Source organism: Bacillus sp. HMSC036E02, from assembly GCF_001836235.1.
GTDB classification, from domain to species: Bacteria; Bacillota; Bacilli; order Bacillales; family Bacillaceae_G; genus Bacillus_A; species Bacillus_A cereus.
Genome location: NZ_KV827857.1, coordinates 33,018 through 47,030, shown reverse-complemented (window position 1 = coordinate 47,030; position 14,013 = coordinate 33,018). Strand labels below are relative to the sequence as shown.

The following is a 14,013-nucleotide window of genomic DNA, read 5'->3' as shown; positions in this document are numbered from 1 at the left end:
GTCACTTGTACATCATCTGGAAGTTGGTTGCTTGGAAGTAGCCTTTGTAGAATTCTCATTCCACCGTAGCCGCCACCTAGTATTACGAGGTGTTTCATGATGGATTACCCCTTTTCTGTTGAAATATCCCCTAATCATAAAATTTTATATTAATAAAATATTTTGACTTTACTCAATCAAATTATATCGAATTTGTGAACAAATAACAATGCATGAATGAATACTCTGTTGTACAATAAGAAGAAAAGTAAACTGTTTTTCTTTTTAAGTTACTCTTTCATTGTAAGTAGCATGTTATATAGAAGAAATCATCTACTTTGAAGTGAAGTAATGAAGTAACTAAATAGTTTAGACTGTGTAACGAAAACAACAAGAAACAGCTTAGTTTTCTTCTTATAGATAAAGTGAAAAGGTAATTTGTTTTGTAGTACAGGGGGGAGAATTTTGATTAAACCATTAATTGAATTTTGTGTAGGTAACCTTGCAAGTGGTTCACAAGCAGCTCTAGAAAAATTAGAAAAAGATCCGAATTTAGATGTAATGGAGTATGGTTGTTTAGGATATTGTGGCATTTGTTTTGAAGGACCATTTGCACTTGTAAATGGTGAAGTTGTACAAGGTGCAACAGTAGAAGAGCTTGTTAATAATGTATATGAGTATTTGGATGAAAATCCAATGTTTTAAGGTGTTGCGAATTAGCAGCACCTTTTTCATTAGATAAAACTTTATTTCGTGGGGAAGACTAATACTGAGTATTAGTCTTCCCAAATCGAAAATAGTAGGATAAATAAAAAAAGGCCCTTTTTAGAAGGGCTTTTTTCTTACACAAATTGTGTAAGAGTGGCTCATCGCCAAACGTTGTCAAATATGAGAAACGGGGGACATTCATATTGTGTTCTAAAAGCATGCATTTTATACTTAACATAACAAATTATTTTGGAGTGAATATAAATGAGCCAATTTTCTTTTACAAAAATGCATGGTCTTGGCAATAGTTATATATATGTAAATATGTTTGAAGAGCAAATTCCTGAAGAAGATTTAGCCCTTGTGGCCGAAAAGGTTTCAAATATTAATACTGGTATTGGAGCAGACGGGATGATTTTAATTTGCCCTTCAGACGTAGCTCCGGTGAAGATGCGTATGTTTAATAATGATGGTTCTGAAGGAAAGAGCTGTGGTAACGGTTTACGCTGCGTAGCGAAATATGCGTATGAGCATAAACTAGTAGAAGAAACAGTTTTCACAATTGAAACGTTAGCTGGTATTGTAACGGCTGAAGTAACAGTAGAAGATGGTGTCGTGACATTAGCAAAAATCGATATGGGAGCACCTCGTCTAACACGTGCAGAAATACCGATGCTTGGTGAAGGTGAAACACCATTTATTCGTGAAAACTTCTTATACAATAATCATCGTTATGCATTTACAGCTGTTTCAATGGGAAATCCGCATGCGGTTATTTTTGTTGATGATGTAGAAAAAGCACCTCTTACAACACTTGGACCAGTTCTCGAGACACATGAAATGTTCCCAGAGCGAGTAAATGTTGAGTTTATCGAAATTTTGAATAATGACGAGATGAACTTCCGCGTTTGGGAACGTGGATCTGGTGTAACGCAAGCTTGCGGAACAGGAGCGTGCGCTGCAGTTGTAGCTGCTATTTTAAATGGAAAGATGGAACGTGGTAAGGAAATTACAGTCCATTTAGCTGGCGGCGATTTAATGATTGCGTGGACTGAAGAAGGAAACGTGTTGATGAAAGGACCTGCGGAAGTAATTTGCCGCGGAGTGTATGAGTACAAGATAGAAGCGTAAAGATGTATAATGAACTAAGAACAGAAAGGAAGGTGTATTTCATGATTGAAGTAACAGAACAAGCAGCTTTTCAAATTAAAGATATGTTAAAAGATGCTGAAGATGGAGAGAAGTATGTGCGCCTTGCTGTACACGGCGGCGGATGTAGCGGTCTTTCTTACGGCTTAGGATTTGAAGTAGAACCAAAAGAAGACGACACAGTTCTTGAGTTTTTCGGTGTTGAATTTGTTATCGATACAGAAAGTGCTCCAATAGTTAAAGGAGTAAAAATTGACTATAAACAATCTATGCTTGGCGGCGGATTTACAATCGACAATCCAAACGCAATCGCATCATGCGGATGTGGATCATCTTTCCGTACAGCATCGAATGCTGGTAAGCCAGAAGAGTGCTAAGTTTTTAGCCAAAAAAGAAAAGACCTTTTTAGCGATAGAATAAAATCGTTAGAAAGGTCTTTTCTTTTTGCGTTAAAACAGGAAATGTATGTAAAGTTACTTTAGATCTTAATTTAAATGTTATTATATATGGTATATATGATTAACGCTGTGAATTCGAGATTCATATTGTTCATTTTAAGATAAGATTATGTAGAAAAAATGTAAACTTTGAACCGAATGGAACTGTTACGGATGTAGTGGAAGACGGTTTACCACGATAATAAATTAGTTACAGGAAGAATTGTAGTAAAGTTGTCTTTGATTTTATAAAGTTTTTGGGAGCATCTCCGAATATAGGTGAAAAAATAATTCTCTTAGCCATGTTAACTACAGTATTAGTATTTACCGAAGTTTCTTCCAAATTCAATAGCGTTATCGTGGATGTTGTTGTCGTATTATCTTTGTTGATATATACCGCAGTAGGGCAGCAATTGTAACTGGACGTAAAAGGACGCGGAGGAGTAGCAGCTTCCTTTTAAAAGAAGGAGGAAAATATGATGGAGGATATTCTTGAATTTATAGGGAGATACGTAATTAAACCTATTATTAGTTTAGTGAGATATCTTGTAATAGAGATTATAATTGAGGGCATAATAGAAGGCGTAATAAACGGTATAAGGAAATTACGTGATAAGTGGCGAAATTGGCGTGAAAGACGTTATTGGCGGTAGTGTAGCTGATGAGCGTGAGAAACAAAAACGTTATACAGAAGCTTAATGGAATGACAATTTCTAAAGTGAAGAAATAATTATTATCTTACAAAAGTGTAATGTTCATGTCATGTTTTTGAATTTCTTCTTTAAGCTCCGGGCTTTAAGATAAGAATATAAGAAAAAACATATGAGGTGAAGGAAATGAAAAGATACATTGCACTATTTAGTATTTTAGTTGTATTTGCAAGTTTGTTAGTTGGTTGTGATTTAAACCGTATGGGTAAAGATGAGTATTATGTTCAAATTACAGTAGATGGAAAAGAATTTGATAGTAAAGATAGTAATGGGCAGAAATTTAAAGATTATGAATATAAACTGACTGGCTTTGATAAAGACGGTAAAGAGAAAGAATTAGAATTCATAGCTCAAAAAAATCTTCGTAAAGAAGCATTCCTACGCGTATACCACTCAGATAAAAAAGGTGTAACAGCTTGGGAAGAAGTGAAAAAAGACGAGCTTCCAGCGAAAGTGAAAGAAAAACTAAGTGTGAAATAAGACAGATAAAAAGGAATTGACGAACAGGGTCAATTCCTTTTTTTGTTTTCAAATTCTTCTTCTGAAATGACTTTAAATCCGTGTCTTTTAAATAAAGCAGTTGTCACTCCGAAACCAGTTTGCTTATTACCGTTAAATTCTCCAGTGTAAATCGTAGAACTACCACAAGATGGGCTGCGTTCTTTTAAAATAATATATTCTGGGTGTAAATCTTTAATTTGTTCTAATGCTTTATAAGCACCATTTACGAAAGCTGCTGTGACATCTTCACCATTTTTTGTTATCACTTTCGCTTTTCCGTCTAAAACGTCGTCGCCATTCCCGCCAATAATTTCAGCGGAAGGACGAGGTGTTGGTAGTCCTCCTAATACTTCAGGGCAAATGAGGACTGTATCTTCTTTTTGCAGAAGCTCCTCTATTTTTGAAACAAGATTGTCATTCCCGTCATAACGGCAAGCAATCCCACCTAAACAAGCGCTAATTACGATCATATTTTCATCTCCATTAAAAAATATTAACTATCACGCCAATTTCGCTTCCTGCCTCTTACTTATAAATGAGGTGATATAAATGGGAAGCTTATATAATTTAATGAAACCATATAGTGAATTTCGAAGTAAAGAAGAGTTTAATACATATCAAAAACAAGTTTTGAAGTGCTACCGATTTCAATTGAATAAAACTGATTCTATCATTATTCATTTTTTAGGAAAATATGCGGTGAATGAGAAACAAAAAACAGTAGGAGTCGCTTGTCCATTAATGGGGACGATTGCGACGAATGTTGGAAAGAGTATTCGTACAGTACGCCGTTCAATTGCAAAGTTAGAGGAACTAGGAATTATAAAGCGTGTTGCAACAAAAGAAAGGCATAAACGCGGCGGGTATAGTGCGAACTTATATGTATTTCTTACATCTGCGATTGACCGCATGGATGACCGTATGAAAATGTCCGCTTGTAAAACTGAGGATAATGCAACTGGCTGTAGTAAAAATGAGCAAAAAATTGCTGGGAAAACAATTCTTTCTAAAAACATTTCACAAATAAAAGAGAAAAGAAAAGGAACGTATGAGCTTGATGAGACGTATTGCCGTCATGATATACCGAAGCCTTTTATATACGCACTGGTGCCGATGACGAGTAATCCGAAGAAAATTAATATATTTTGGAGTAAGGTCGAGCTTGCGTATAAAAAGAGTGGGTTACTAGAACAAGGTGTTTTACTAGAGCAAATATTAGCTGACGAAGAAGTGTATGGAAATTTAATTTGGCGCGTGAAAAGTGTTGTAAGAGCATATAAATATGGGGAAATTCGTAAAGACATTGGGGCACTTTTATACAGTACAGTGCGAGATTTATTTTTAGAGGTTGGATTAGAATGGGGAGCAGCATTAAGGAGAAGTAAGGGAATATCACTATTTGATCCATTCAAAAAAGAGTCATGCGTATAATACATGACTCTAAGTGGCTAATCGAACTTCCTTACAACTGGAATACGAATCGCTACAAATAGTACGAAGACGATAACAGCTATTGCACCACTTTTCATAACGGTTACGATTGGAATTCCCATTGCAAGTGCAAGTGATGTGAATGCATAAGAGAGCGGGATAAAGCCCATTGATGATAGCATAAGTAAACTCATTACGCGTCCCATCATTTCTTCTTTTACTGTCGATTGAATCATTGCCATAAGCGGTACAATCGCCATTGCGATTGTAATACCATAAAACATGCCGGCTAATAGTGCTTGCCAAAGTACGGTGCTAAAGTTGATGGCTAAGAAGAATACACCAGACAATAGCATCATGATAATACAAAATAGACCGCGTCTACGATTAATATTTTTTAAACCTACAATGATAGCACCGATTGCCATTCCGCCGCCTACAGATGCTTCTAAGTAACTAAACTGGAGCGAATCACCATGCAGAACGTTTTTAACAAAAAGAGGGAAACCAACTTGCATCGGGCCGATTAAAAATAAGTTTAAAAAAGCGCTACAAATAAGGAAAGTTGAAAGGAATGGCGATTCCTTTACATATAAGATTCCTTCTTTAATGGAAGTGAACATACCTTTAGCTGTATCTTTTTGTTCTGGCATCGTAAATTGTATTTTTTGAACGAGTATGGCAGCGACAATCAGTAATAAAATCGTAATGGAAAAGATTGTCTCATAGTTCGTAAATTTAATGAGAATACCACCAAGTACAGGGCCTAAGATGACCGATGCTTGGTTCGTCATTTGTGTAAGCGAATTTGCTTGTGTTAACCGGCTTTTTTCTACCAATTCCGGTAAGATAGATCCATCTGCTGACCAGAAGAAAGCATCAGCAAGTCCAAAGAATAAAGCGAATAAAGCAAATGTATATAGTGTTACATCACCAACGATAAACCATGTGAGAATGGTTGCGACAAGAATCGCTCGAATGATATTGGAGTAAAACATAATGTTTTTTTTCGGGAATTTATCAGCTACAGCGCCGCCGACAATCATAAAAATAAGCCTTGGAACACTAAGAGCTACGAAAACAACACCGAGTGAAGCTTCAAGGTTTAATGTTTTTGCTATGTACCACGTTTGTGAAAAAGTAAAAAAGGCTAAAGCAAAGCTTGAAAAAAGAGTAGCTGCCCAAAGAAAAAGGAAATTCGTATTTTTTAATAACGGTTTTCCGCTTCCTTCTAAAGCAGTTTTATTTTGTTGTAGTTCCTCCATATTGCTTCCTTTCTATGTGACGAATTTAAACTAAAAAACTTATTAACAATCGTTTTATACAGTTTCTAATATTTCTATACTGCACTTTCTCATTGTAGACAATAATAATGAATTTGCCCAGTAGCTATTTAACGACAAAAAAAGATGCCGAATGGGCATCTTTTTTTAGGCTAACGCAATATAAATATCCAATTGTGCATGATTTGGGTCTAATGCTCTTTCATCGTAAAGCTCAAAATCTGTTGTGAAGGCACGTTTATTTTCTTTCGACCATTTCCAAATATATTCCCAAGCTTCACAAACGACTTCAGCAACTGGTCCCTTTCTTGTTGTAAATACCGCATATGTAGCGGCAGGTATTGTTAAAGTTGTCATATTTTCAGGAACGTCTTCTAATGAAGAAACGGGCGTACCGATTGTAAATGTATATGTACCAGTTTCATCTGACTCGTAGTTTGAGTAGAAAGCGAATGTTTCTTTCGTTTGTTGATTTGGGATGTGATGCATCATTTGTTCTTGAAAGTATTGGTTCCAGAGTTGTGGGATTTGTCCTTCAGTAGATGCCTCTTTTTCATTAGTCGTCGTAACCGAAACGCCGATTGCGTGGAAAGCTTCTTTTTTTACGATAATGGGTTCGTGTAGCATAAAAAATTCCTCCCTTTAAAAAGAACGTTTGTTCTTATTCAATATAACATATTTTTACATGTAACGGTTGTTATTTTTAGAAAATTTTAATCATAAAAAACAAACTGAAAATAACTAAAAAATGGTAAATTTTCTATTGTATGTATAAATAGGATGAGGAGTATGTTAAAATTTTTAAGTATCCTTTAACTGTTATATAAACCTATACAGCACGGTGTTTTTACTATATTAAAAGTATGGTAAAGGTTTGTATAAGTGTCCGGTATATATGCTATTTTTGATAAATTAAAATAGTAATATTCTATGAGATTTATATTGTTGACATTGGGATTTCAACGATACATTTTCGTAGGTCGGATTGTTGCGAGTGGATATATATTGCTATGTATTCGTCTACTAAATGAAAGGGTTACTGCAATTTAGTAGACGGATAGCAAGTATATAGAAAGGAGAAAGGTAGAAAATATGAAGCAAGTATTGAAGTGTTTTAATGTCGTAACAATGATCACACTTCTTCTATCCATCATATTGCCTTCGCCCAGTGCTTTTGCTACAGAGATAAATAAAAAAAGCTGGGATGAGTTACAAGGAAATGATGTGAAAATTAAGGCAGATCAAGTGAATGCTGAAATGTATAAGGGAGAAGTAGCGGAGAGGGAGCACGTATTTCAATATAAGATTGAAAATACGGGAGATACACCAATCCGAGAATTAGTAATTAAACAAAATAATGACAATGGAATTGAGTTTCTTTCGCAATCTGTGAAAGTAAACGGAGAGAAGTTACTTGAAAATAAGGTAGCGGATTTCTATGTAGAGGAAAAAGATAATGGAGGAAAGGTTCTTTCTTCTAATCTTAAAATTCAAGATTTAAAATCACATGAAAAAATGACTGTATTAATAAAAGCTCGTCGTGCGCAACATTTTAATAAAGAGTATAAGCAAAAAATTAGTGTGCAAAAGGATCAACTACAAATAGGAAACATGTCTGTAGATGTTGAAGGGCTTCCTTCTGAAGAGAAGTTAGAAGCTAATACCGATGATGAGGCTGACAGTAGTAAGAAAGCTATCGGATCAACAACTGATTCAAAAACTAAAGAAGTGGATGGAAAATTAAAAGTATCTGTAGAAGATAAAAATACATCTGCACAAAAAACAGAAATAGAGAAGATAAAACAACCTGAGGCTGAGAAGCAACTAGAAAAAGAGAAAAAGCAATCACCTTTAGCAGTAAAGCAGAGTGATGCAGAAGTACAAGCTGCATCAGAAAATGCTTCGAAGGTTCAAATCCAAACAGGAGATAAACAAGGATTTGGAGACCCGTTGTATTCTACAATTGCTCCTGGTAATTTAGTACAGACTGGTAATGTGACGCTTGGTTTGACATCTGATCATTATGGCAGACAAAGTATGGGTTATAAAACGAATAAAATGACGGTTGATGTTGATAACGATGATAGTACTTTTAATTCGTCAACAGGTGCATTTCCTAACATTCCTGCTGGAAGTAAAGTGAAAAAGGCTTACTTATTCTGGACAGCAGCAATGGGGTTACCAGGAAATATCGCTGATAGAAAGGTTACCGAGGATCAAGTAAGGCAACCAGTCAAAATGAGAATGGGAAATAAAGAATATGCAGAGGTAACTGCTGATAGCATAAGAAAAGCTGATTATCTACCTTATATTTCTAATTATTCAGGTAGTGGCGCAGGATATGTAGCGTATGCAGAAGTAACAAATATAATTGCACAGCAAGGTATTTCTCAAACGTTGACAGTTGCAAATGTGCCACAAATTAAAGATGTAACAGGTGGCGGCTATTACTGGGGTAACTGGAATCTTATATTAGTTTATGAAAACTATAAAGAAACAGTAAAAGACATGAAGATTTGGGAAGGGCTAGTCTCTCAAAAAAGTACAGCCTGGACAGATATTAGTGTTAATAAAATAAACACACCAAAAGAAGGCGCTTTTAAGGCGAAATTTAGTTATTTTTCATCGCAAGGTGATCCAGCTGATAATGATGGATATGCCTATGATTATGGAGAGTATGATTTTGGGTTAGGGTATCAAAAGTTTAAAAATATTAAAGGTAAAGATAATGATGTTAATGACTCATCTATGACAGAAGTACAAGTAGATGGTACTAACGAATTTGTTACAAAAAAATACCCAGGATATAATCCAGATTGGACAAATTCTTTCAGTACAGATATTCATACGTATCACCTTGAAGGACCCACTCAAGTGAAAAATGATTTAAAAGAAGCAAAAATGCGTTTTAGAGCATATGGTGGTGGCGGTGATATTTACGTATTAAATAACGCTACATTCGTTACAGAACATAATGCTCCAAACTTACAAGTTGATAAAAAGGCATTAGATAGTGCCGGAAAAGAAATTAAGGACGTTAAAGCTGGTGAAGAGTTTACGTATCAAATTGAAGTGAAAAATGATACGAAAAATAACCAAGCGCCGGTATCAAATGTAAAAGGTTTTGATAAATTAGATGATCGTTTAGAGTATGTCCCGGGATCTATTCAATATGTTTCTGGAAGTAATAAAGGAAATAAAACAGATAATGCAAGCGATGATGAAGCAGAGTTTGTAAATAATCAAATTGATTTCCGTGTTGGTGAAGGTGCAGATGCTAAAAACGGTGGTGTTTTAAAGCCGGGTGAAAGTACCGTTATTACATTCAAAGTAAAAGTGAAAGATTCTGTACAATCAGATACAACAGTAAAAAATGTCGTTGTTTTAAAGGGACAAGATAGTGCCGAGATAAAGTATGAAACTGAGGACGATGAAATGTTACGGTTACTACCCCAAAAGAAGTTCCAGGGGAAATAGAGGCGAGAAAAATAGCTTCTAATAAAACACCGAAGTTAGGTGATGAGGTAGAGTATCGTATTACATTTAAAAATAAGATAAAAGATGGACGTCTAGATGTATTGACGATTGAAGACGAATTACCAAGTAGTCTTGAATACGTGAAAGATAGTTTGAAAGCCGAAGGTGTAAAACCAGAGCCAGTAGAGCTGAAGTTTGAAAATGGCAAAGTAATTGCAAAGTATCCAGAAATTATGGATATGGAAGAAAGAAGTATCGTCTTTAAAACAAAAGTAAAAGAAACTGCAAAAATTGGTGAAGAAATTGTTAACAAAGCAACCGTTAGTGATAAAACAAATCCACCAAAGGATCTAGAAGAGAAGATTACACCACAGCATAAGGCCGGTAAAATTGATGCAAAGAAAAAGGCAACAAATAAGAAGCCGAAGCTAGGAGAAGAATTTGAATATCAAATTAGCTTTAAAAATACGGTGGAAAACGGAAAACTAGATGCAATTACAATAGAAGATGAAATTCCAGCTAACTTAGAATTTGTTCAAGGCAGTGAGAGAGCTGAAGGTATTGAACCAAATCCAGTAGAGTTAAAAGTAGAGAATGGTAAGGTAATCGCAAAATATCCAGAAATTACGGATACAAAAGAGCGAAGCATCGCCTTTAAAGTGAAAGTAAAAGAAGAGACAAAAGCGGGAGAAACGATTGTTAATAAAGCGGTTGAGAGTGAGCCAAATGGACAGTCTGAGCATCCAGAAGAAAAGATTACGCCGGATTATAAATACGGTAAAGTGGATGTAGAAAAAAACGTAACGAATCAAACACCAAAACTAGGAGAAGAAGTGGAATACCGAATTACATTTTATAATACGGTAGAAAACGGAAAACTAGAAACGGTGCTAGTAGAAGATACACTACCTAAAGGTGTTGAATACGTGAAAGATAGTTTGAAAGCTGAAGGTATAAAACCAGAGCCAGTAGAACTAAAAGTGGAAGATGGCAAAGTAATGGCAAAGTATCCAGAGATTATGGATACAGAAAAAAGAAGTATTGTTTTTAAAGTGAAAGTAAAAGATTCGGCAAAGGTAGGGGAGGCAATTGTAAATAAAGCAATTGCAAAAGATCCGAAAAATGAGCCTGTTGAATCGAAGGTTGTTATTACACCGCAAAGTAAAAAAGGTGAAATTGCTGCTACAAAGGTAGTTAATAATAAGAAGCCGAAGTTAGGTGAAGAAATCGAGTACCGCATTAGTTTTCATAATACGGTTGAGAACGGAAAACTAGAAACGGTGCGAGTGGAAGATACAATTCCAAAAGGTCTTGAATATGTAGAAAATAGCATCAAGGCCGAAGGAGAAGCACCTGGACCAGTAGAATTAGCTGTTGAAAATGGGATAGTCAAAGCTAAGTATATCGATATTATGGATATGAAAGAAAGAAGTATCGTCTTTAAAGTAAAGGTGAAGGAAGAAGTAAAAGTAGATAAAGAGATTGTCAATAAAGCAATTGTTGATGATACGAAAAATCCACCGATTGAACCGGAGGAAAGAATTACTCCACAACATAAGGATGGAATAATTGATTCGAAGAAGACAGTAGATAATCCATCACCAAAACTAGGAGAAGAAGTAGAATACCGAATTAGCTTTAAGAACACGGTAGAAAACGGAAAACTAGAAAAGGTAATAATAGAGGATACAATTCCTAACGGTTTAGAGTATATAAAAGGCAGTGAAAAGGCTGAAGGTGATAAACCAGCTCCATTAAAGTTAAGTGTGAAAGATGGAAAAGTTATTGCTGAATACGACAATATTACGGATATGAAAGAAAGAAGTATTGTCTTTAAGGTAAAGGTGAAGGAAGAAGCGGAAGTGGGGAAGGAAATCATCAATAAGGCAATTGTTGATGATATGAAAGATCCGAAAGAACCAGAAGCGAAAATTACACCATTACACAAAGATGGAAAAATTAAAGCGAAGAAAATCGTAAATAATGAAACACCGAAGTTAGGAGAAGAAGTAGAATACCGAATTAGTATGAAAAATACGGTAAAGAACGGAAAGCTAACAGACGTGACAGTAGAGGATACTTTACCAGAAGGTTTAGAGTATGTAGAAAATAGTTTGAAAGCAGAAGGTGCCGGAATAGATTCAGTAGAGCTGAAATTTGAAAACGGTAAAGTAATGGCAAAATATCCAGAAATTACGGATACAGAAGAAAGAAGTATCGTTTTTAAAGTGAAAGTAAAAGAAGAAGTAAAAGTCGGTAAAAAAATCATTAATAAAGCAACTATTGATGATTCGCAAAATAAGCCAGTTAATCCGACAGCGGAAATTAATCCTCAGTATAAAGATGGAAAACTTGAAGCAAAAAAGATAGTAAATAATGAAACGCCGAAGTTAGGAGAAGAAGTGGAATACCGAATTAGCTTTAAAAATACGGTAGAACATGGAAAGCTAACAGAGGTAAAAATAGAAGATGATTTACCAAATGGATTAGAGTATGTGAAAGATAGTTTAAAAGTAGAAGGTTCTAAGCCAGATCCAGTGGAATTAAAATTTGAAAACGGTAAGGTAATGGCAAAGTATCCTGAGATTACAGATACAAAAGAGAGAAGTATTACCTTTAAAGTGAAAGTAAAAGGTAAAGTGAGCGATTCAATTGTTAATGAAGCGATTGTGAGCGATACGAAACATCCGCCAGAAACACCGACAGCAGAAATTATTCCGCAACATAAAGACGGAAAAGTGAAAGCGAAGAAGACGGTAAATAATGAAACGCCGAAGTTAGGAGAAGAAGTAGAATACCGAATTAGTTTTAAAAACACGGTAGAAGACGGAAAACTAGCAGAGGTAAAAATAGAAGATACTTTACCAGAAGGTTTAGAGTATGTAGAAAACAGTGTGAAAGCAGAAGGTACTAAGCCAGATCCAGTAGAATTGAAAATGGAAAATGGTAAGGTAATGGCGAAGTATCCAGAGATTACGGACACAGAAGAAAGAAGTATCACTTTTAAAGTGAAAGTAAAGGAAGAAGTGAAAGTCGGTAAAAAAATCGTCAACAAAGCAATTGTTGATGATACGAAAAATGAACCAGAAACACCGACGGCAGAAATTACTCCGCAGCATAAAGACGGAAAAGTGGAAGCGAAGAAGACGGTAAATAATGAAACGCCGAAGTTAGGAGAAGAAGTAGAATATCGAATTAGTTTTGAAAATACGGTAGAAAACGGCAAACTAACTGAGGTGAAAGTAGAGGACGAAATTCCAGCTGGTTTAGAATACGTACAGGATAGTATAAAGTCTGATGGGCCGGAACCAAATCCAGTAGAACTTAAAGTTGAGAATGGAAAAGTAACAGCAAAGTATCCAGAAATTACGGATACGAAAAAAAGAAGTATCATCTTTAAAGTGAAAGTACAAGAAACGGTACAAGTAGGAAAAGAAATTATAAACAAGGCGGTTGTGGATGATAATAATCCGACAAATCCACCAGTTGAGTCACTTATACCAATTACACCTCAATATAAAGATGGGAAACTAGAGGCAAGGAAAGAAGTAAGTAACCATGAACCAAAGCTAGGGGAAGAAATCGAATATCGAATTACTTTTAACGGCAGAGTAGATGGCGGGAAGTTAGTTGATGTAAAGATTGAAGATGAAATTCCGTCTGGTTTAGAGTATGTGAAAGAAAGTCTGGAGGCCGTAGGTGATAAGCCTGTGCCAACAGAACTTAAAGTCGAGAATGGAAAAGTAACAGTGAAGTATCCAGAAATTACGGATACGAAAGAAAGAAGTATCATCTTTAAAGTAAAGGTAAAAGAATCAGTAAAAGTTGGAGAGGAAATAACAAATAAAGCGATCATTCATGTAGATGATCCAGATCATCCAGTTATGGAACCGACAGCGACAATAAAGCCAGAATATAAAGATGGTAAGTTAAAAGCGACGAAGACAGTAAATAATAAAGAACCGAAGCTAGGAGAAGAAGTAGAATACCGAATTAGTTTCAAAAATACGGTAGAAAACGGCAAACTAGCAGAGGTAAAGGTAGAAGATGAAATTCCAGCCGGTTTAGAGTACGTGCAAGATAGCATTAGATTTGAAGGGGCTGAACCAAATCCAATAGAGTTAAAAATGGAGTTTGGAAAAGTAATAGCAAAGTATCTAGAAATTACAGATACGAAAGAACGTAGTATTATTTTTAAAGTGAAGGTAAAAGCAGCACCAAGTAAAGGGATAACAAATAGAGCGGTAGTGGACGATAAAATAAATCCACCACTTGAGCCTACAGTTACAATTTTACCGAAAACAAAAGAAGATCTTAAGATACCAGAAGAGCCGAAAG

Annotated in this window: 9 protein-coding genes and 2 pseudogenes; 7 read left to right on the top strand and 4 right to left on the bottom strand. The window is 35.4% G+C overall.

Going from position 1 to position 14,013, the window contains the following annotated elements:
- Positions 1 to 98: hypothetical protein (locus tag HMPREF2590_RS31265; protein ID WP_481747579.1), on the bottom strand; the 98-nt coding region annotated here is incomplete at its 3' end.
- A gap of 346 nt (positions 99 to 444) precedes the next feature.
- On the opposite strand from HMPREF2590_RS31265, the gene HMPREF2590_RS21340 reads away from it, so the two are divergent.
- The 5 genes and pseudogenes from HMPREF2590_RS21340 to HMPREF2590_RS21325 all read left to right on the top strand — a co-directional run bounded on the left by HMPREF2590_RS21340 (position 445) and on the right by HMPREF2590_RS21325 (position 3,463).
- Positions 445 to 684 carry a YuzB family protein gene (locus tag HMPREF2590_RS21340; RefSeq protein ID WP_000595026.1) on the top strand — a complete coding sequence of 80 codons (240 nt, stop codon included), beginning with the start codon at positions 445 to 447 and terminating at the stop codon, positions 682 to 684.
- Between the two features lie 267 nt (positions 685 to 951).
- On the top strand, positions 952 to 1,818 hold the full coding sequence (gene dapF, locus HMPREF2590_RS21335) for a diaminopimelate epimerase (protein ID WP_000077397.1): 867 nt from the start codon (positions 952 to 954) through the stop codon (positions 1,816 to 1,818).
- Between the two features lie 41 nt (positions 1,819 to 1,859).
- Entirely contained in the window at positions 1,860 to 2,213 is a 354-nt protein-coding gene (locus HMPREF2590_RS21330) for a HesB/IscA family protein (RefSeq protein ID WP_000573825.1), read from the top strand.
- A gap of 684 nt (positions 2,214 to 2,897) precedes the next feature.
- Positions 2,898 to 2,966 (top strand): annotated as a pseudogene (locus HMPREF2590_RS30905) (methyltransferase); the annotation flags it as partial.
- Positions 2,967 to 3,109: 143 nt separating this feature from the next.
- Entirely contained in the window at positions 3,110 to 3,463 is a 354-nt protein-coding gene (locus HMPREF2590_RS21325) for a YxeA family protein (RefSeq protein ID WP_000833146.1), read from the top strand.
- Between the two features lie 29 nt (positions 3,464 to 3,492).
- Here HMPREF2590_RS21325 and HMPREF2590_RS21320 read toward each other — a convergent pair whose 3' ends face one another.
- A complete protein-coding gene (locus HMPREF2590_RS21320; RefSeq protein ID WP_000635484.1) occupies positions 3,493 to 3,954 on the bottom strand; it encodes a 2-thiouracil desulfurase family protein in 462 nt (153 codons plus the stop codon).
- A 79-nt stretch (positions 3,955 to 4,033) separates the two neighbouring features.
- Here HMPREF2590_RS21320 and HMPREF2590_RS21315 point away from each other — a divergent pair, with 79 nt between their 5' ends.
- Positions 4,034 to 4,915 carry a helix-turn-helix domain-containing protein gene (locus HMPREF2590_RS21315; protein WP_000535262.1) on the top strand — a complete coding sequence of 294 codons (882 nt, stop codon included), beginning with the start codon at positions 4,034 to 4,036 and terminating at the stop codon, positions 4,913 to 4,915.
- 17 nt (positions 4,916 to 4,932) lie between these two features.
- Here HMPREF2590_RS21315 and HMPREF2590_RS21310 read toward each other — a convergent pair whose 3' ends face one another.
- Together HMPREF2590_RS21310 and HMPREF2590_RS21305 are read right to left on the bottom strand one after the other, a co-directional pair.
- Entirely contained in the window at positions 4,933 to 6,180 is a 1,248-nt protein-coding gene (locus HMPREF2590_RS21310; RefSeq protein WP_000391937.1) for an MFS transporter, read from the bottom strand.
- Positions 6,181 to 6,345: 165 nt separating this feature from the next.
- On the bottom strand, positions 6,346 to 6,825 hold the full coding sequence (locus HMPREF2590_RS21305; protein WP_000902162.1) for a GyrI-like domain-containing protein: 480 nt from the start codon (positions 6,823 to 6,825) through the stop codon (positions 6,346 to 6,348).
- 465 nt (positions 6,826 to 7,290) lie between these two features.
- Here HMPREF2590_RS21305 and HMPREF2590_RS21300 point away from each other — a divergent pair.
- Positions 7,291 to 13,985: pseudogene (locus HMPREF2590_RS21300) on the top strand (isopeptide-forming domain-containing fimbrial protein); the annotation flags it as partial.
- Between the last annotated feature and the right edge of the window lie 28 nt (positions 13,986 to 14,013).